At 53.7% G+C, this 17,468-nt stretch carries 24 protein-coding genes; 16 read left to right on the top strand and 8 right to left on the bottom strand.

What is annotated here, in order from left to right:
* The first annotated feature begins 45 nt into the window (after positions 1-45).
* From gpM to ACK8NJ_RS07240, 15 genes are all read left to right on the top strand, one after another.
* Positions 46-846, top strand: coding sequence for a phage terminase small subunit (gene gpM, locus ACK8NJ_RS07305; protein ID WP_411962303.1), 801 nt, complete (start codon positions 46-48; stop codon positions 844-846).
* A gap of 101 nt (positions 847-947) precedes the next feature.
* Positions 948-1,442, top strand: coding sequence for a head completion/stabilization protein (locus ACK8NJ_RS07300; protein ID WP_000063074.1), 495 nt, complete (start codon positions 948-950; stop codon positions 1,440-1,442).
* A complete protein-coding gene (locus ACK8NJ_RS07295; RefSeq protein WP_000864897.1) occupies positions 1,442-1,642 on the top strand; it encodes a tail protein X in 201 nt (66 codons plus the stop codon). Before ACK8NJ_RS07300 ends, ACK8NJ_RS07295 begins: the two co-directional genes overlap by 1 nt.
* A gap of 2 nt (positions 1,643-1,644) precedes the next feature.
* On the top strand, positions 1,645-1,968 hold the full coding sequence (locus ACK8NJ_RS07290) for a phage holin family protein (RefSeq protein ID WP_000104344.1): 324 nt from the start codon (positions 1,645-1,647) through the stop codon (positions 1,966-1,968).
* Between the two features lie 54 nt (positions 1,969-2,022).
* A complete protein-coding gene (locus ACK8NJ_RS07285; protein ID WP_411962302.1) occupies positions 2,023-2,568 on the top strand; it encodes a glycoside hydrolase family 108 protein in 546 nt (181 codons plus the stop codon).
* On the top strand, positions 2,565-2,972 hold the full coding sequence (locus ACK8NJ_RS07280) for a DUF2570 domain-containing protein (RefSeq protein WP_411962301.1): 408 nt from the start codon (positions 2,565-2,567) through the stop codon (positions 2,970-2,972). The genes ACK8NJ_RS07285 and ACK8NJ_RS07280 overlap by 4 nt, the downstream gene beginning before the upstream one ends.
* On the top strand, positions 2,854-3,123 hold the full coding sequence (lysC, locus tag ACK8NJ_RS23865) for an Rz1-like lysis system protein LysC (protein ID WP_418512423.1): 270 nt from the start codon (positions 2,854-2,856) through the stop codon (positions 3,121-3,123). Before ACK8NJ_RS07280 ends, lysC begins: the two co-directional genes overlap by 119 nt.
* Positions 3,110-3,577: a phage tail protein gene (locus ACK8NJ_RS07275; RefSeq protein ID WP_000920594.1), complete on the top strand. Its 468-nt coding sequence runs from the start codon at positions 3,110-3,112 to the stop codon at positions 3,575-3,577. Before lysC ends, ACK8NJ_RS07275 begins: the two co-directional genes overlap by 14 nt.
* Entirely contained in the window at positions 3,570-4,205 is a 636-nt protein-coding gene (locus ACK8NJ_RS07270; RefSeq protein ID WP_411962300.1) for a phage virion morphogenesis protein, read from the top strand. The genes ACK8NJ_RS07275 and ACK8NJ_RS07270 overlap by 8 nt, the downstream gene beginning before the upstream one ends.
* Positions 4,206-4,216: 11 nt before the next feature.
* Positions 4,217-4,783: a phage baseplate assembly protein V gene (locus ACK8NJ_RS07265; protein WP_001685018.1), complete on the top strand. Its 567-nt coding sequence runs from the start codon at positions 4,217-4,219 to the stop codon at positions 4,781-4,783.
* Positions 4,780-5,130, top strand: a complete 351-nt coding sequence (locus ACK8NJ_RS07260) for a GPW/gp25 family protein (RefSeq protein ID WP_000213447.1) — start codon at positions 4,780-4,782, stop codon at positions 5,128-5,130. The genes ACK8NJ_RS07265 and ACK8NJ_RS07260 overlap by 4 nt, the downstream gene beginning before the upstream one ends.
* Positions 5,131-5,133: 3 nt before the next feature.
* Positions 5,134-6,030 (top strand): baseplate assembly protein, encoded by an 897-nt coding sequence (locus ACK8NJ_RS07255; RefSeq protein ID WP_001407215.1) that lies wholly within the window; start codon positions 5,134-5,136, stop codon positions 6,028-6,030.
* Positions 6,023-6,553 carry a phage tail protein I gene (locus ACK8NJ_RS07250; protein WP_000071720.1) on the top strand — a complete coding sequence of 177 codons (531 nt, stop codon included), beginning with the start codon at positions 6,023-6,025 and terminating at the stop codon, positions 6,551-6,553. Before ACK8NJ_RS07255 ends, ACK8NJ_RS07250 begins: the two co-directional genes overlap by 8 nt.
* A 2-nt stretch (positions 6,554-6,555) precedes the next feature.
* Positions 6,556-8,790 (top strand): tail fiber protein, encoded by a 2,235-nt coding sequence (locus ACK8NJ_RS07245; protein ID WP_411962299.1) that lies wholly within the window; start codon positions 6,556-6,558, stop codon positions 8,788-8,790.
* A gap of 2 nt (positions 8,791-8,792) precedes the next feature.
* On the top strand, positions 8,793-9,326 hold the full coding sequence (locus ACK8NJ_RS07240) for a tail fiber assembly protein (RefSeq protein ID WP_332244927.1): 534 nt from the start codon (positions 8,793-8,795) through the stop codon (positions 9,324-9,326).
* Positions 9,327-9,354: 28 nt separating this feature from the next.
* On the opposite strand, the gene ACK8NJ_RS07235 is transcribed toward ACK8NJ_RS07240, so the two are convergent.
* Together ACK8NJ_RS07235 and ACK8NJ_RS07230 are read right to left on the bottom strand one after the other, a co-directional pair.
* Complete coding sequence (locus ACK8NJ_RS07235; RefSeq protein ID WP_411962298.1) at positions 9,355-9,882, bottom strand: tail fiber assembly protein; 528 nt, start codon at positions 9,880-9,882, stop codon at positions 9,355-9,357.
* Between the two features lie 3 nt (positions 9,883-9,885).
* Positions 9,886-10,848 carry a phage tail protein gene (locus ACK8NJ_RS07230; RefSeq protein WP_411962297.1) on the bottom strand — a complete coding sequence of 321 codons (963 nt, stop codon included), beginning with the start codon at positions 10,846-10,848 and terminating at the stop codon, positions 9,886-9,888.
* 104 nt (positions 10,849-10,952) lie between these two features.
* Between ACK8NJ_RS07230 and ACK8NJ_RS07225 the strand changes: the two genes are divergently transcribed.
* Positions 10,953-11,540 carry a recombinase family protein gene (locus ACK8NJ_RS07225; protein ID WP_000905060.1) on the top strand — a complete coding sequence of 196 codons (588 nt, stop codon included), beginning with the start codon at positions 10,953-10,955 and terminating at the stop codon, positions 11,538-11,540.
* 35 nt (positions 11,541-11,575) lie between these two features.
* Here ACK8NJ_RS07225 and ACK8NJ_RS07220 read toward each other — a convergent pair whose 3' ends face one another.
* Genes ACK8NJ_RS07220 through ACK8NJ_RS07195 form a run of 6 tightly spaced genes read right to left on the bottom strand, consistent with a single transcriptional unit; the run spans position 11,576 to position 17,161 of the window.
* A complete protein-coding gene (locus tag ACK8NJ_RS07220; RefSeq protein WP_000979954.1) occupies positions 11,576-12,064 on the bottom strand; it encodes a phage tail protein in 489 nt (162 codons plus the stop codon).
* Between the two features lie 12 nt (positions 12,065-12,076).
* A complete protein-coding gene (locus ACK8NJ_RS07215; protein ID WP_411962296.1) occupies positions 12,077-14,884 on the bottom strand; it encodes a phage tail tape measure protein in 2,808 nt (935 codons plus the stop codon).
* Positions 14,871-15,026 carry a GpE family phage tail protein gene (locus tag ACK8NJ_RS07210; protein ID WP_000333503.1) on the bottom strand — a complete coding sequence of 52 codons (156 nt, stop codon included), beginning with the start codon at positions 15,024-15,026 and terminating at the stop codon, positions 14,871-14,873. The genes ACK8NJ_RS07215 and ACK8NJ_RS07210 overlap by 14 nt, the downstream gene beginning before the upstream one ends.
* Before the next feature lie 8 nt (positions 15,027-15,034).
* Positions 15,035-15,409 (bottom strand): tail protein, encoded by a 375-nt coding sequence (locus ACK8NJ_RS07205; RefSeq protein ID WP_000651572.1) that lies wholly within the window; start codon positions 15,407-15,409, stop codon positions 15,035-15,037.
* 55 nt (positions 15,410-15,464) lie between these two features.
* Positions 15,465-15,977, bottom strand: a complete 513-nt coding sequence (locus ACK8NJ_RS07200; RefSeq protein WP_000290450.1) for a phage major tail tube protein — start codon at positions 15,975-15,977, stop codon at positions 15,465-15,467.
* Positions 15,977-17,161 (bottom strand): phage tail sheath subtilisin-like domain-containing protein, encoded by a 1,185-nt coding sequence (locus tag ACK8NJ_RS07195; RefSeq protein WP_000005431.1) that lies wholly within the window; start codon positions 17,159-17,161, stop codon positions 15,977-15,979. Before ACK8NJ_RS07195 ends, ACK8NJ_RS07200 begins: the two co-directional genes overlap by 1 nt.
* Between the last annotated feature and the right edge of the window lie 307 nt (positions 17,162-17,468).

Raw genomic sequence — 17,468 nt, 5'->3', positions numbered from 1 at the left:
TCAACTCACGGCGGGCATCATGCCCGCCTGTAACGGAGAGAACAAATGATTACTCCTGCACAGCAACACTGGCAGAACGTGATGGCACAGCGCGCAGGCCGGTCGACTGAAGGCATGGACCACGCCGCGCGTACCGCGCATGAAGAGGTGCTGTATCGTCTGCGTCTGGCACAGGCCCGGCTTAAGGGCGTACAGGCCAGAAGCGCGAAAGCCGCCATCAAAAAAGAGTTGTTGCCGGACTTTTCCGGCTGGATTGAGGGAACGCTGGAGGCTGACGGCGGGCAACAGGACGAAGTGATTGCCACGCTGATGGTGTGGGCGATTGACTGCGGCGATCTTCCGCTTGCGCTGCGTATTGGTGCGTATGTGGTCCGTCACAACCTCATCATGCCGGATAACTTTGGCCGTACTGCTGCCACAGTGCTGACCGAAGAAATCTGCAACCCGGTACTGACGCAGGCCGGGACGGATGCCGACGCGGATTTGTCAGCCTTTATCGAACCACTGGACACCCTCCGGGAGATTGTCACCGACCAGGACATGCCGGACGAAGTGCGCGCCAAATTATGCAAGGCGTGCGCCTTTGCCCGCCGTGGCCTGAGTGATGCGGACAGCATGGCCCTGTCACTGAAGCTGCTGCGCGAAGCAATGCACCTGAACCCGAACGCAGGTGTGAAACGCGAGATTGCAACCCTTTCCCGCGCCCTGAAAAAAGCCGATTCCGCAGCCGCACCAGAAGACGCCAGCACACAGCAGACGCAGGACGAAAGCAGCAAAAGTAAAAAGACAACGCGGAAGCCTGCAACACGAAAAACCACCGCGACGCAGAAGGCGAAGCGCGGTTAACGACTGACCCCGTCAGCGGGCGGCGTGCGCGGTGTTCCGGTTTGACTCCGTGACCGTTTACACCGCGCACCCACCGCCCGATTTTTTCAGGAGTGAACCCCATGAGTATGGTTGCCAGAACTGAACCAGGACCCGCAGAGGACGACATCACCGATACCGATGATGGCGACACTCGCATTTCAGCAGGTGCATTCTGGCCGGATATTGTGCTGCGCGAGCTGCGTCTGGCGGTACGACTGCCGGGCCGCGTGACCACCTCCCGCCTGCTGCATACTGCCACCGGGGCCGTGGCTCACGTTACCCGCGAGCTGGAAGCATGGCAGCAGGAACAGCAGGCGGCTGGCCATCAGACGCTGGCCGATGTTCCGGCACCCGTAATTAACGGAGAAAGCGTCAATCTCTGGCACTGGCGCAATGCTGTTTATACCGCCACACGCGCCCTGATTCTGGAGCGTTACCGCGATGCGGACACAACGGACAAGGGCGACCGCCGGGCGGACGCACTGGATATACAGACATCGGATTTGTGGCGCGATGTGAGCTGGGCCATCTCTGACATTCTGTGCCGCCCGCGAATCTTTGCGGAGTTGTGCTGATGAAAGTGAAGGCACTGGAAGGCGACACCGTGGATTCGCTCTGTTTCCGGTACTACGGCACGACGCAGGGCGTCACCGAAAAGGTACTGGATGCCAACCCCGGACTCTGTCAGCAGGTATTTCTGGACGCCGGGCAGGACGTGGAGATGCCGGAGCCGGAGAAGAAGAAACGAGAAATGATTCAGTTGTGGGGGGAGTAGTAGTGAGCACCATTCAAACAGGGATCACAGAGCAGGTTATTGCGTGGCTCTTTGACCACCTGCCAACGGTGTATGCAGCAGGCGCGGCGGTCAGCATTTCCGCGCTGATGAGTCTTTATGACGGACGAACTCTGGTTCAGACCGTAACGGGATCGCTGGCGTGCGGCGTTCTTGCCATGGCCGTGGCCGGGTCGTTGCGCTTCTTCGGAGTTCCTGAAGATGCCGTGACGTTTTTCGGCGCATCTATCGGTTTTATGGGCGCAGAAAAAGCACGCGACAAGATCATTGCCGCCTTTAACCGCATAACCCAAAAGGGAGATGAATAAGTCGCAGGCTTAAAGCCGGTAATCACCATAAAAATCATTCACAGAGGTGACGAAATGAAATCGAAAGACGAAATTTTTGATGTCGTTCTTGGCAAAGAAGGCGGCTATGTCAATCACCCGGATGACAGAGGCGGTCCGACAAAATGGGGCATCACTGAAAAGGTGGCACGGGCGCACGGATACCGTGGCGATATGCGTGATTTAACGCGCGGACAGGCACTGGAAATCCTTGAAGCTGATTACTGGTACGGACCGCGTTTTGATCAGATAGCGAAGCTGTCCCCGGATATTGCCGCAGAACTGTGTGACACCGGAATAAATATGGGGCCGTCTGTGGCAACCAGAATGCTTCAGCGCTGGCTGAACGTATTCAATCAGGGCGGGAAACTGTATCCCGATATGGACACAGACGGACGCACTGGCCCACGCACGATTAATGCATTGCATGCATATCTGGAAAAACGCGGTCGGGACGGCGAGATGGTGATGTTAACAGCACTGAACTGTACACAGGGTGAACGCTATCTGGAGCTGGCGGAAAAACGCGAAGCCAACGAGTCGTTTGTCTACGGCTGGATAAAGGAACGCGTGGCAGTATGAGGTTATGGGCTTCTCTGGGCGTCGCTTTTCTTCTGATTGCCGCATGGGGAACATCCATGCGTCTGTCGTGGTCGCTGGGCCGGGAGAACGCCAGAAACGAAGCGCAGGCCAGCGCCCTGAAAAGCACCGTCGACACCCTGAATATCATCATCACCGGGGTACAGGATATGCAGCAGGTGCTGGCGCAACTCCGCGTGGAAAATCAACAGAGAAATCAGGACGGAGAGGCCAGACGTGAACAGCTACGCAACGATATTGCAAAAGATGAATGCGCCCACGCTTTGCCTGACGCTCGTTTTACTGACAGGTTGCGCAGGCACGCAGAACGCGCCACTGCCAGCGCCGTCAGTCCGGCTTATACCGCAGACGCTAACCATACCGGTAACGCCTCCCCCCTTCCCTGACACTCCCACATGGGGAAATCTCGGTATATGGGGCGACCGCCTTCTGGATGCACTGGAAACCTGTAACGCGGATAAACGGGCCATTGAATTACTGGAACAGCGCAGGCTGCAACGACTGAACAACGAGGACAACAACCATGCTGAAAACTGATTCCCTGCGTGAAGCCATGACCCGTTCATGCCGATGGTGTCAGGCTAACCCGGAAAAATTCACCATTTTCGTGGAGAGCGGCAACATTGAAACGACCGGAGAAACGCCCTCGTTTGTTTACCGCTATCAGATGGTGATGTTTGTCATGGATTACGCCGGGGAGCTGGACGATCTCACGCTGCCGCTGCTGGCGTGGTTATCCGAAAATCAGCCACAGTTGTTGCTCAATCCGGAGCGTAATCAGGACATCAAATTTTCCGCCGTTATCAATGACGATGACAGCGCCGATCTCCTGTTTACGCTCCCCCTGCGGGAACGCGTTCGCATCACGCGCAGCAGTCAGGGGACACCGCAGGCAGAACACCTGCCGGAGCCAAAACCCCGCCTGCCATCTTCCGAAGGCGACTGGTCGCATGTATTCCAGGATGTGACGTGGGGTGAAAGCGATGGATAAGGCATTCACCCGCGTGGATGAAACCTTTGAGGCCATCCGCGACAGCCTGAATCAGCAGGCCATCAATAACATCGCCAGAAAGCTGGCACAGGATTTACGCCGCGCCCAGCAGGCGCGTATCCGGTCACAGAAAGCGCCGGACGGGACCGCGTGGACACCACGCAGACGCCGCGTAACCCGGATACAGGAACGCATTCGCTTTATCTGGAATAACGAAGCACGCACGCTGAAAAACTGGCATCACGACACGGGGAAATACGGGCGAACCATTACCGGGTGGGATGAGGATAAAAACAATATCCGCACGTTTTACCGGGATGACATCGACCGTTTTCTGGAAATACGCACCCGGCGCATCAACCAGGACAGCACAAAGCGCGTCCCCATGTTCGTAAAACTGCGCACCGCCCGCTACCTGAAAGCCCGTGCAGATGCTTCCGGTGTGACGGTGGGTTACAGCGGCGCGGCCGCACGTATTGCACGCGTTCATCAGTTCGGTGAGCGCGATCAGGTTGCGCCGGGCATTTTCACCGATTACCCGGTACGTGAGCTGCTGGGTATCAGCCAGGCAGATGAGCGCCTGATTTATAACACGGTGCTGGGCCGGATTGCGGAGGCTGTACGGTGAGCGCAGAACTCATGCGACTGCTGAGCAACATCATCCGCACCGGGATCATCTCTGAAGTTGATGAGAAGTCCTGGCGCGTGCGCGTTCGCAGCGGCGAACTGGAAACAGGCTGGTTGCGCTGGAACACCACGCGCGCGGGAGCCTTCAATGTGTGGCTGCCGCCATCACCCGGCGAACAGGTGGTAATTGCCTGCATTGGCGGCAACCCGGAAACCGCCATGATAATTGGCAGCCTGTGGAGTGATGCCAGTCCGGCACCCGGCAAAAGCCTGAAAGAAATTGTGGTCAGCGCGCCGGATGGCGCGGTGTTCCGCTACGACGCGGACGCAGGCGCACTGAGTGCCAGCGGCATGAAAACGGCCACTTTACAGGCATCCGTCAGCGTGAAACTGGATACGCCCGTCGTGGAATGCACAAACCTTCTGAGAACGGCGACGCTTGACGTCACAAAAGGAGGAAAGATGAGCGGCAATATCACGCACAGCGGCGGCAACTTCACCTCAAACGGCATTACCGTGCATACGCATAAACACGGTGGCGTGAAAGGCGGCAGCGATTCGACAGGAGGCCCGCAGTGACAACCCGCTACACAGGAATGAATCCGGACGGGACGGGAAACCTGAACGATATGGAACACCTGAAACAGTCAGTCAGGGATATCCTGACCACCCCGCTGGCAAGCCGGGTTATGCGACGGGAATATGGCAGCCTTGTGCCTGATTTGATTGACGAACCCATGAATAACACCACGCGTCTGCAATGCATGAGTGCTGCCGTGATTGCACTGACACGATGGGAACCCCGCATTGCCCTGGACGCCATCGACGTTGTCTGGAAAGCGGGAGGCCGCGCCGGGGTGACGCTGTCGGGCACTGTCATGCAGACCATGCAGAATGTTGAATTAACCATCACGCTGAGGGAGTAAATCATGCCCGCCGTTGACCTTTCCCAGTTACCGGAACCCGCCATCATCGCGGAGCCTGACTTTGAAGCAATTCTGGCTGACACAAAGGCCATGATGATTGCGGCTTATCCCGCCGAACAGCGTGAAGCCGTTTCCGCCGCGCTGGAGCTGGAATCGGAACCCCTTAACGTTATCGCTCAAACCATGTCGTTTCGTGAAATGCTGTTACGCCAGCGGGTTAACGAGGGTGCACGCGCCTGCATGTTAAGCCACAGCGCCGGGACAGACCTGGACAACCTCGCGGGCAATATGAACACAAAGCGCCTGGTTATCACTCCGGCAACGGATACCACCGACGCGGTGATGGAGAGCGACACCTCGCTGAGACTGCGGGCGCAGCGGGCGTACGACGGCCTGAGTGTTGCTGGCCCGTCAGGTGCATACGAGTATTTTGCCCGCAGTGCCAGCGGTCTGGTGCGTGATGCGCGGGCTATCAGTCCGTCTCCGGCAAATGTGACGGTTTCCATTCTGTCCACTGAAGGCGACGGCACAGCAACGGAGGCGTTGCTTAATACCGTTCGCGCCGTTCTGAATGCAGAGGATACCCGCCCGGTGGCCGACCGCCTGACCGTACAGAGCGCCAGAATCGTGACATGGCGGCTGAATGCAAAACTGTACTTTTACCCCGGCCCGGAATCCGAACCTATTCTGGCCGCGGCGGAATCGTCATTCAGGAAGTGGCTGGCTGAGCAGGGGCTTATCGGTCAGGACGTGGCGTTGTCCGCCATTGCTGCCGCACTGCATGTGCACGGTGTGCAACGCGTGGAGATAATCGAACCCACACAGAATATGGCCATCAGCGACATACAGGCGGCGCGCTGTGAGTCATTCACCATCAGCGAAGGTGGGCGCAATGAGTAATTCACTGTTACCGCCATCAGCCAGCAATTTCATGCGTTGTGCCGAAGCCGTCGGAACACGCATTACAGACATTCCGGTAGACCTCAACACGCTGTGGTCGCCGGACACCTGCCCGGTGCATCTGCTGCCTTATCTCGCCTGGGCGTTTTCCGTTGACCGCTGGGATCGCAACTGGCCGGAAGAGACAAAGCGACAGGTTATTCGTGATGCATGGCTGATACACCGACACAAAGGGACCATCAGCGCACTGCGCCGGGCCATTGAGCCGCTGGGGTACCTCATTCGCGTGTCTGAGTGGTGGGAGTTCGGCGGAGAACCGGGAACATTTACCGTTGAAGTCGGCACGCTGGACAGTGGCGTGACGGAGGAAATGTATCTGGAAATGGAGCGGTTGATTGCTGATGCCCGCCCGGTCAGCCGCCACATGACAGGGCTGAATATCATTCAGGAGATCCCGGGAGATATTTTCGCGGCGGCAGCAACTTACGACGGTGAAGTCATTACCATTTATCCGGACGATTAAGCATGAGTACCACAACACGTAAATTTAAAACCGTTATCACCGATACGGGTGCCAAAAAATTAGCTCAGGCAGCCGCGCCAGATGGTAAGCCTGTCCGCCTGACTCATATGGCCGTGGGCGACGGTGGCGGTACATTGCCCACACCAGACAGTAAGCAGACCCGTCTGGTGCATGAGGTGTGGCGACATACTGTTAATCGCGTCATCCTGGACGCAACACATCAGAACCGCATTATTGCAGAGCTGGTTATTCCTCCAGAAACGGGCGGATTCTGGATCCGGGAAATTGGTGTATTTGATGAGCACGGCGATTTAATCGCGGTGGGCAATACTGCCGAAAGTTACAAGCCAGCCGTTGCCGAAGGGTCCGGTCGTGCACAAACATTTCGCACCATTCTGACCGTATCCAGCACTGCCACCGTGGCGCTTACCGTGGATAACACCATGGTGATGGCCACAGTGGATTACGTGGATGACAAACTGAAAGAGCATGAACAGTCACGACGTCACCCGGACGCCTCGCTGAACGCAAAAGGCTTTGTTCAACTCAGTAGCGCCACTAACAGCGTGTCTGAAACGCAGGCTGCAACGCCGAAAGCGGTTAAGGCCGCGTATGACCTGGCTAACGGAAAATATACCGCTCAGGACGCCACGACGGCACGAAAAGGGATAGTCCAGCTCAGCAGTGCAACCAACAGCACGTCTGAAACGCAGGCTGCAACGCCGAAAGCAGTAAAGGCCGCGTATGACCTTGCTAACGCAAAATATACCGCTCAGGACGCCACGACGGCACAAAAAGGGATAGTCCAGCTCAGTAGTGCCACCAACAACACGTCTGAAACACTGGCCGCGACATCGAAAGCGGTCAAGGCGGTAATGGATGAAACGAACAAGAAAGCGCCCTTAAACAGTCCTGCGTTGACCGGAACGCCAACAACGCCAACTGCGCGACAGGGAACGAATAATACCCAAATCGCAAGCACGGCTTTCGTTATGGCTGCGATTGCCGCCCTTGTAGATTCGTCACCTGACGCACTGAATACGCTGAACGAGTTAGCGGCGGCGCTGGGAAACGACCCGAATTTTGCGACCACCATGACTAACGCGCTTGCGGGTAAGCAACCGAAAGATGCCACCCTGACGGCGCTGGCCGGGCTTGCTACTGCTGCAGACAAGTTTCCGTATTTTACGGGGAATGATGTCGCCAGCCTGGCAACCCTGACAAAAGTCGGGCGGGATATTCTTGCGAAATCGACCGTTGCTGCCGTTATCGAATACCTCGGTTTACAGGAAACGGTAAATCAGGCTTCTGGCGCATTACAGAAAAACCAGAACGGCGCAGATATTCCGGGAAAAGATACCTTCACCAAAAATATTGGGGCCTGCCGCGCATATAGCGCATGGCTGAATATTGGTGGCGATAGTCAGGTCTGGACAACCGCGCAATTTATTTCGTGGTTGGAGAGTCAGGGAGCATTTAACCATCCTTACTGGATGTGCAAAGGCTCATGGGCTTATGCAAATAATAAGGTCATTACAGATACAGGTTGCGGAAATATTTGTCTTGCAGGTGCTGTGGTGGAAGTTATTGGCACTCGCGGCGCAATGACCATACGCGTTACTACGCCGAGCACGTCCAGCGGTGGCGGAATTACTAACGCTCAATTCACTTATATTAATCATGGTGATGCTTATGCTCCTGGATGGCGAAGAGACTACAACACGAAAAACCAGCAGCCTGCATTTGCTTTAGGGCAAACAGGAAGCAGGGTTGCAAATGATAAAGCTGTTGGCTGGAACTGGAATAGCGGCGTTTATGATGCAGATATCAGTGGCGCATCGACATTAATCCTCCACTTCAATATGAATACGGGGAGCTGCCCTGCTGTACAGTTCCGCGTGAATTACAGGAACGGCGGTATTTTTTATCGTTCAGCGCGTGATGGTTATGGATTTGAGGCTGACTGGTCAGAGTTTTACACCACGACCCGCAAACCCTCTGCGGGAGATGTTGGTGCATACACGCAGGCAGAATGTAACTCAAGGTTTATTACAGGTATTCGCCTGGGCGGTCTGTCATCTGTTCAGACATGGAATGGTCCCGGCTGGTCTGACAGGTCAGGTTATGTCGTTACAGGTTCAGTTAACGGAAACCGTGATGAATTAATTGATACAACACAGGCAAGGCCAATTCAGTATTGCATTAATGGAACGTGGTATAACGCGGGGAGTATTTAATCATGATGAACTTAAAAAACATTACTGCTGGCAATCCTAAAACGAAAGAACAATACCAGCTAACAAAGCAATTTAACATCAAATGGCTTTATTCAGATGATGGAAAAAACTGGTATGAGGAACAAAAGAATTTCCAGCCAGACACATTGAAAATGGTCTATGACCGTAACGGCGTTATTATTTGTATTGAAAAGGATGTTTCAGCAATTAATCCGGAAGGCGCAAGCGTCGTTGAATTACCTGATATTACAGCAAATCGCCGTGCTGACATTTCGGGTAAATGGATGTTCAAAGATGGCGTAGTGGTAAAGCGAACTTATACCGAGGAAGAGCAGAGGCAGCAGGCGGAAAATGAAAAGCAAAGCCTGCTACAGCTCGTCAGGGATAAAACCCAGCTATGGGACTCACAGCTACGGCTGGGCATCATTTCCGACGAGAATAAACAAAAATTAACAGAGTGGATGCTCTTTGCGCAGAAAGTCGAATCTACAGACACTTCCAGCCTGCCAGTAACGTTTCCAGAACAACCAGAATGAAACAAGGCCCGCTATCGGGCCTTAATTTTTATTCAGGCTTTTGTGGCCATTCAGGATTTGCCGTATCCACACGGCTGACCAGAACACTATAGCGTTCCCATGACTCCAGTCGTGCGCGTTCCTCATCCGTCGCCATATTCAGCCTGACAGCGCGTTCCAATGGCTGAATAACGTTTTCTGCTTCGGAAAGTAACGCGGCCTTTTGTGATTCGGTCTGTTGTTGTTGCTCGTCTGCCGTATAAATCCGTTTAACCACAGCTCCGTCCTTAAACATCCACTTACCGGAATCATCAGCACGTCGGTTGGCGGTAATATCAGGAACCTCAACGACGCTATAACCTTCAGGGTTAAGCGTGGAGGCATCTTTGGTGATGGCGACAATAATATTATTTGCATCGTAAACAATCTTTATTGTGTCTGGCTGAAAGTTTTTCACTTCCTCATACCAGTTTTTTCCGTCTTCGGACCATAACCAGATAACATCAAAATTCTTTGTTAGCTGATATTGTTCTTTTGTTTTTGGATTTCCAGACTTAATATTTTTTAAATGCTGCATAAATTACACCTGTGCGACGTTATACCATGTGCCATTGATGTATTTTTGTATTGGTCTGAATACTGCCGGATCATCGCCATCAACTTCACCGACAATGCCAAGCCCCGTAATTGCATGACCTGATTTCTCATACATCACGCCTTTTTGCATAGTCTGAACAACACGTGTGCCAAGTCGGACATCTCTCACATAACGTGAATCAAAATTACCATAATTGCCGGGAATAACTTGCGAGCCGCAAAGCCAGTTCCCGTTATTATCCATGTACGCCTGACCATCGGTACCATTGGCTGTCCTTGAGTTATTAATCATGTAGATGCCAAATTGCTTATTCCCCAGTCCACCAATCATAAATTTGCGATCAGCGTGGTCCTGACGAAGTAATGCCTGCGCACCATCGGTGGATACCGCATTGCGTCCCAAAATAGCATTCTGGTCACGCATATGAATCCACATGCCGGTACTACTGTTAATTGCAAAACGGTTTGCAAATATATCCCCTGTAACATCAAGACCATGCCCCATGCTTATCCGACCAGTTCTAAGGTTAATCGTAAAGGGGCGTAATGGCCCTATATCACCATTTTCTCCCTCATTCTCTCGTGTAGGGATGATATGCAGGCATTCTTCAGAACGGCGAAAAATGGCACCAAAAGATGAATTAAATATCCTCAGTGCATTGACTGTCGATATTTTTACTTCACTGCTGAAAAGGGCTTTAACAAGAACAGACAAAGCATCCCATTTAAGATTCATCAGGTCTTTTGTTGTGGTGCTTTGTTTGCTTCTCCATTTGAAATATTCATTGCCGTTGTCGCCTGTTTCAAACCACATGTATGAATCAGTGTCACCATCGGCATCATTTTTAAATCCAATCTTCGCCCAGTCAGTATTTCGAATCCAGGCAAGGATTGAGTCATTTTCAAAAGTAAGCCCACCGGACAAGGTATCGCCATTTTTTTGCACGGCGTTACCAGCCCTGTTTACCGTTTCCTGTAAACCGAGGTTTTAGATAATGGCCGTTTCCGGCCTGCATGGCATGATTTGCGCTTTTAAACGGGAGATTCAGCGTGCTGATTGGCTATGTAAGGGTATCAACAAATGACCAGAATACAGACCTGCAACGAAACGCTCTTGTTTGTGCAGGATGTGAACAAATATTTGAAGATAAATTAAGCGGGACAAAGACAGACCGACCGGGATTAAAACGCGCTTTAAAGCGTCTTCAAAAAGGTGACACGCTGGTTGTCTGGAAACTGGATCGCCTCGGGCGAAGCATGAAACATCTGATTTCTCTCGTCGGGGAACTACGGGAGCGAGGGATTAATTTTCGCAGTCTGACCGACAGCATAGATACATCTTCTCCAATGGGGCGTTTTTTCTTCCACGTGATGGGTGCCCTGGCTGAAATGGAACGTGAATTAATTGTTGAACGTACACTGGCCGGACTGGCGGCAGCGCGCGCACGGGGGCGCACAGGCGGACGTCGACCGAAGCTGACAAAAGAACAGCATGAGCAAATAGCAAGGCTGATTAAAAACGGTCACGACAGAAAACAACTGGCAATAATTTACGGCATTGGTACATCGACGATTTATCGTTACCACCCCGCAGGAGAATCAAGCGGAACAATAGAGAAGAGTCAGAAAACAAAATAACCGCTAATCTGGCCATTAGCGGTTTTTGTGTTAAATCAGAACAGCCCTTTAACTGAACTGGCCGCGCTGTTAAGAGATGATGTCACCTTATCTTTGAAGCCGGACAGCATATCGCTGAATGATGAGGATTGCAGGCGCTCTCGCAAATCCTCATCGCAGCGTTCAAGTGTCAGTGAAAATTCTATCTTTTTCGCCTTACCGTAGCGATCAAACTCGGAACGGGTCGTATTCGTTCCGGTCAGGACATACATGCCGTAAATCTGCCCGACGCCATCAATCAAAGGCCAGGGTCGTCCTGTATACGCCTGCGTGGTCAGCAGCGACAGCGACACTTCGCCCCCTGTAATTTCAGGATAAAGCACACCAGAAAGAACGATGCGATCATCACCTGCACCGATATACTGCCAGCTTGCTGAACGGTTAACGCGTTCATTTTTCACATGCCGCCAGCTTTTGTTTTGCTGTAACTGCTGATGCGGCAATGTGCGCAGCTCAAAAACAAACATGCCGTAGATCATCATCATGGCCATGACTCCTCAATCTTTATCGTAAAAACTGCCACGCCCGGCACGGGCGCGCCGTTCCATTTCTGCCCTGACCATTTCACCGACCAGTTTCGCCAGTTCGCGGGGATTCTGTGTAACGACGTTATGCAGATGAACATGAATTTCACCACCAAATCCGGAGGCAACAGGCTCCCGGTTACGGGAAGTTACAGGAACTGATGCCACTGGCGATCGTATGGCCTCCGCCACCGGGCGGGAGCTGGCCGCAACAACAGGGACCAGCGCCGGAGGCAGCGGAGCCGGGACCACGGGTGTGATATTAATTGCGGGGGCAGGCTTACTGACCTGTGCAATCTTTCGCTCCTGCCACTCCCCACGAACAGCAAGTGCGCGGGGCAGGTTCTTAAAGACAATATCGCCGGGGCCAATACGTTTTTTTGTCTCATCAACCAGCTTACCTGTGTTATCAGCAATTTTGCTGAGTCTGCGTAGCGTCCCGGTATTGCTGTCTGTGAGTGGTTTGTTGTCTTTGGGTTTATCACCCCCGGTGCCATTGCCATTTTCCACAGGCTTCGGCGGATTGATTTTCGCCAGGTCCCCCTGAAGCAAGGCAACCTTGTCCTGAAGAATGGCCGCACGCTGTGCGTCTTCGATTTTCTTGCGCGCCCTTTCCGCTTCATCCGGAAGGACGCCAAGTTTTTCAAGTATCCACGCCAGCGTATCCAGTAGCATTTTTGCAGGTGTCAGAACAAGCTGTAACGCACCGCCAAGAACGTTACCGAATATCTCGCCAGCACTGGTACATTTATCCAGCGTTTCCTTGCTGGACTCCATCGGTGACAGCAGCGATTTAAACCAGTTAAACACCTGACTGATCCCGCTTCCGATTGCGTCAAAAACAGGGCCAAACCGTTCAAAGGTTTCGCGCAACGGAGCCAGCCGTTCCATAATCCCGCTGAACACCCCGGCATAAAACGCCTTAATGGGTTCCCAGTATTTCCAGATGAGAACCGCCGCAGCCACAAACGCAGCAGCAATCAATCCGACCGGACTGAACAGCGCCCCGATAGCACCCCCCAGCAAAGAAACGGAACCCGTCACCATTCCCCATAGTGCTGGCAGGACCCTGACAGCATTCATTGATCCGGTCAGGAGAGAAAAACCAAGACGCAGTTTTGCCAGCGGGCCAGCAAGCACACCAATAGCCAGCGACAACGAGCCAACCGTTGCAGTCATTGCCAGCAACGCACCGCCTGCTATCAGTAGCTGGCGCGTCAGTACCGGATGGGCCTGCGCCAGCGAGGTGATTTTTTCAAGCACCCGCGTGAGCCACTGCGTGACAGAACGCAGCGGACCGTCAACCAGATCACTGATGCGAATACGAAGACCTTCCCATGCGCTGTCGAGATTTTTCAGGTCCCCATCAAGATTATCGGCCATTACTTTTGCAACGCGATCGGCCTCTCCCCTTGCCCCCTGCAATTCTCTGGTCAGTTTTTGCAGCTCTCCTGAACCAGCCGCCGCAACAAGCGTCTGCAAACCAACGAACGCCTCTTCTCCGGCGATGTCCTTGAAGAAGGAAACCTGGTCCACCTGTCCGTATTTTTGTGTCGCCTTATAGAGATCAAGCAGCACATCCTCCATCGGGCGCATTTTGCCTCTGGCGTCAGCAACTGACACTCCCAGCTCTTTCAGCGCATCAGCCGCAGCTTTTGGCGGTGATGCAAGGCGGGACAGACTTGCGCGCATGGCCGTACCAGCATCGCTTCCACGAAGGCCATTATTGGCAAGCATCCCGGCCATGGCTGCCGCTTCTTCAAGACTGATACCAAGTTTTGCGGCAACCGGACCGGTATACTTCATGGTTTCGCCCAGCGCGCGTAAATCAGTATTGGTCCGGGTGAATGCCGCTGTCAGCGTATCGCCAACCCGGTCCATTTGATCGGCTGTCAGGTTGAACTGTGTGAGGATATTGGAGCCTATATCCGCCGTCTCGCCGAGTTCGACGCCACCTGCCAGCGCCATATTAAGAACACCGGGCAATGCGGCCTGAATGGCCTGCGGAGTAAAACCAGCCATTGCCAGAAAGCTCTGCCCACTGGCGGCATCACTCGCAGTAAACTGTGTTTCAGAGCCAAGTTTTAACGCCTGCTCACGCAGCGCCTTAAACTGCGGGCTGTTTTTGTCGATTCGCGTCAGTGCCTGAACGCGGGACATCTCTTTGCCGAACCCGATCGCAGGCTGCAAAAAACGCCCGGCAGCATAGCCGCCCGCCGCTGCCGCACCAATTGCCAGCGCACCACCTGTTTTCAGTTTTCCCGCTGTTTCCTGCGCGCGCGAATACCGCTCACGCGCCTGCGTTACACGCGCAAGCGCCTGCCGTTCGCGTTCAAGCTGGTTGTTGTATTGTTCGGTGCGTCTGATGGCCTGCTGAATGGTGTTATCGCTGCCTGTCAGGGAAATGCCGTGGCGTTTCAGTTCTCCGCCAAGCTCCCGCATTTTCTGAATTTCCCGTGTGCGCGATTCATTCAGGCGTTCAAGCCGGGTGCTTAACTGCTGCATCAGCTTTTGTTGTTTTTCGCTGAGCACTGTACCCGTGCGTTGTAACTGATTAAGGGCGTTAAGCTGGCGTCGTGCTTTCACGATGCCCGCATCCGCTTTACTGACAGCGTCACGGGCGCGCTCAAATGAACGCGCCTGACGCTCGAGATTTTTGATCGCCCCCTGCGTTCGCTGGATGGAGTCACCAAACTGCCCCATCAGGCGGCGGGCGTTTTCGGCAGGCCGGGTCAGCCTGTCAACGGCGCTGAAAGCGACCCGGATATCAAGAGTCTTCATTGTCTGCATTCCCGCTGCGAAGTGCCGCCCGCTCACGCCAGCTAACCACTTCGCCGGGCGTCATCATGAAGATTTCGGCGGGCGACCAGTTAAAAATGGCGGCGATATCTGCCACCAGATCTTCGATGTGCTCAAAGCACACCAGGGTGATTACGCTGCCGTCTCCTGCACGCTCTTCGCGCCAGAGTCTGGCTCGCTCATAAAATTTACAGCCACAGCGCACAACTGAATAAAATCGCGTGACGACATTTTTTTAATCATCACTTCATCCAGTCGTGGCGAGGTCACGCGAGGCAACAGCGTGAACATGGTATCCGCTTTCAGATTCAGCACATCAGACAGCGACAGACCACGCAGGGATCCAGCCTGTTCAATAGCCCCGGTGATCTCCACATACGTGATTTTTTCGCCACCACGCTCAATTGGTCGGGTCAGTTTTACGCCACGTTCGACAGCCATATCCTCACCTGCCGTCACATCATCCGCCACGGTGTTATTCCGGGTTTCAGTATCGATGTCTTTCATCAGTTGTCTCCTTTTCAGTCAGAGGCGACGCACTGCGCCGCCTGCATATTACTTATCAGCCAAGCCCGAGCGCGGAACGGATGCGATCGGGCACAATGTCCTTGCCGTCCTTCCGGTAAATGAAGTTCAGCAGGTCAATCTCCCACAACGGGCGATCGTTAACGCTCAGCTTGTAGTAGGTGTTTTTAATGGCGTAAGTGTGTGATGTGGCTTCGCCCTGTTTGGCTTCCCCCATATCAATTTCCGTCACACGTCCGCGCATTTCGACTTCATACAGGTCGCTTTCTGCATCGGTGTAGTATTCACCCGCAAAACGCAGCAGCGTGCCGTCAATCGTGCCGCCATACTTAAGGAACAGCTCACGAACTGCGCCCCCCATGACAAAGCTCGCATCAAGCGCGGAGTCGTCCAGGCCGAGATCAATACTTACCGCCCCCATCATGCCACCACCCCGGTAGCTGTCGGTTTTGCGCGTCAGCTTAGGCAAAGTGACGGACGTCACCTTACCCACTTCGTTTTCACCATCCACAAACAGCGTAAAAAAGCGAAGATGTTTTGGCACAGCCATCAGGCACCTCCCAGCACCGCAAATGCGGGTTCAAAGTATTCATCAGTAAACGTCTGGTAAAGCTCCATGTCTTCCAGTGGCGGAACGGGCGTATATTTGTAGCGAATACGCACACGCCCCTGACGTAAATCCGTGGTGCTGTTATCCACCACGTCATACCAGCACTCCGCGCCAATCAGTTTCCCGGCTGTCACCAGTGAATCCAGTTTTGCCCTGATGGCACTGATAACATCCTTCACGTTCGCAGGCGTCAGTGGACTGTCGATGGTTTCAAACTGCGCTTCCGCAATTGAATCAGCCAGCACCTGTGCGGTTCGGGTATACACCTCAAAGATGTAGGCGTTCGTTTCCGGTGTGCGGTTGCCCCAGAAGCGGAACCCGTTGCGACGAATAATGGTCGTGATTTCTTTGTTGTTGAGGCTGTTGGCATCGCTGTCTTCGGCCTGCAACGACCAGAACACATGCCTCGACATCCCCAGCACATTTTTAACCGGAACGTTGGACAATGATTTGTGCCAGCCCTGCTCATGGTCAATGTACGCACGAAGGCCGCACGCATAGGCAGGCGCGGGGAACGTTTCGTTTTTGCCACTTTTCGGGTTGTAGGCGATGAAGTCCGGCCATAAGAGCATCACCTCACGTTCGTTGAATTTCTGGCGGTAGGTAATCGCCTCAGCCATCGTGTTACAGCCGTGACATGAGGCATACACAAACGCGCGCAGTTTACCCGCAATCACGCACAGGGATTTTGTTACCGCCTCCGTGTCCAGCTCCGGCGCGGCCAGAATACGCGGACGGTATCCGATGCTTTCATCCTGCTCTGCAACAAGCAGCGCATACATCCCCGTATAGCTGCCGTCAGATTCAGAACCACCGATAACCAGTTGATCCTGCGTTTTTCCGTCTTCTTCTTTGTGTTCAGCCACGCGAACGACGATCACCTTTGTGCTCACCTGGTCTGCGATGGCCTTAAGCGCACGATAAAGCGTCCCCGTTGTTCCGCATTTTCCCAGCACGTCATTGACGCGGGTCAGCAGTGTGGGCTTGTTCAGCGGGAACAGCTCCGCATCCGCATCATCCGCCGTTGCCACGATACCGATAACACTGGAATCAACATCATTAATCGCTGTTACCAGGTCGGTACTTTCCGTAACACGGGCACCATGAAAACGAGTTTCACTCATAGCTTCAGCCCCTTGTATCCGTTAAATGATTCAGCAACAATCATCACCCACCACGCGCGTAATCTCACCCCTGCGCTATTCTCCCGCCACGGCGACAACAAAAAGCAGTAACCCACTCCGCACGCACATGCGACCATGCCGCACAGGGAGGGAACAGATGACCGACACCACCATGCAATTGCTCAGTCAGGGCACAGACCCCGTGAAAATGCCGGATTTTGATATTCTCGCGGAGGGTAAAACGCTGTCCGGCGTGGCAGAGCGCCTGATGAGCCTGTCGCTGACCGACAACCGGGGATTTGAGGCG

The organism is Escherichia sp. F1, assembly GCF_046764225.1.
GTDB lineage: Bacteria > Pseudomonadota > Gammaproteobacteria > Enterobacterales > Enterobacteriaceae > Escherichia > Escherichia coli.
Note: the sequence above shows the minus strand (reverse complement) of the source record. Positions and strands in the feature narration are given on the sequence as shown.

What these genes read in the sequence shown, in the direction of transcription:
- ACK8NJ_RS07255 (WP_001407215.1), top strand. Translation starts at nt 5,134, where the DNA reads ATGCCCGCCGTTGACCTTTCCCAGTTACCGGAACCCGCCATCATCGCG.
- ACK8NJ_RS07280 (WP_411962301.1), top strand. Translation starts at nt 2,565, where the DNA reads ATGAGGTTATGGGCTTCTCTGGGCGTCGCTTTTCTTCTGATTGCCGCA.
- ACK8NJ_RS07205 (WP_000651572.1), bottom strand. Translation starts at nt 15,409, where the DNA reads ATGAAAGACATCGATACTGAAACCCGGAATAACACCGTGGCGGATGAT.
- ACK8NJ_RS07265 (WP_001685018.1), top strand. Translation starts at nt 4,217, where the DNA reads ATGCGACTGCTGAGCAACATCATCCGCACCGGGATCATCTCTGAAGTT.
- ACK8NJ_RS07250 (WP_000071720.1), top strand. Translation starts at nt 6,023, where the DNA reads ATGAGTAATTCACTGTTACCGCCATCAGCCAGCAATTTCATGCGTTGT.
- ACK8NJ_RS07220 (WP_000979954.1), bottom strand. Translation starts at nt 12,064, where the DNA reads ATGATGATGATCTACGGCATGTTTGTTTTTGAGCTGCGCACATTGCCG.
- ACK8NJ_RS07275 (WP_000920594.1), top strand. Translation starts at nt 3,110, where the DNA reads ATGCTGAAAACTGATTCCCTGCGTGAAGCCATGACCCGTTCATGCCGA.
- ACK8NJ_RS07270 (WP_411962300.1), top strand. Translation starts at nt 3,570, where the DNA reads ATGGATAAGGCATTCACCCGCGTGGATGAAACCTTTGAGGCCATCCGC.
- gpM (WP_411962303.1), top strand. Translation starts at nt 46, where the DNA reads ATGATTACTCCTGCACAGCAACACTGGCAGAACGTGATGGCACAGCGC.
- ACK8NJ_RS07245 (WP_411962299.1), top strand. Translation starts at nt 6,556, where the DNA reads ATGAGTACCACAACACGTAAATTTAAAACCGTTATCACCGATACGGGT.
- ACK8NJ_RS07295 (WP_000864897.1), top strand. Translation starts at nt 1,442, where the DNA reads ATGAAAGTGAAGGCACTGGAAGGCGACACCGTGGATTCGCTCTGTTTC.
- ACK8NJ_RS07300 (WP_000063074.1), top strand. Translation starts at nt 948, where the DNA reads ATGAGTATGGTTGCCAGAACTGAACCAGGACCCGCAGAGGACGACATC.
- ACK8NJ_RS07240 (WP_332244927.1), top strand. Translation starts at nt 8,793, where the DNA reads ATGATGAACTTAAAAAACATTACTGCTGGCAATCCTAAAACGAAAGAA.
- ACK8NJ_RS07215 (WP_411962296.1), bottom strand. Translation starts at nt 14,884, where the DNA reads ATGAAGACTCTTGATATCCGGGTCGCTTTCAGCGCCGTTGACAGGCTG.
- ACK8NJ_RS07285 (WP_411962302.1), top strand. Translation starts at nt 2,023, where the DNA reads ATGAAATCGAAAGACGAAATTTTTGATGTCGTTCTTGGCAAAGAAGGC.
- ACK8NJ_RS07200 (WP_000290450.1), bottom strand. Translation starts at nt 15,977, where the DNA reads ATGGCTGTGCCAAAACATCTTCGCTTTTTTACGCTGTTTGTGGATGGT.
- ACK8NJ_RS07195 (WP_000005431.1), bottom strand. Translation starts at nt 17,161, where the DNA reads ATGAGTGAAACTCGTTTTCATGGTGCCCGTGTTACGGAAAGTACCGAC.
- ACK8NJ_RS07235 (WP_411962298.1), bottom strand. Translation starts at nt 9,882, where the DNA reads ATGCAGCATTTAAAAAATATTAAGTCTGGAAATCCAAAAACAAAAGAA.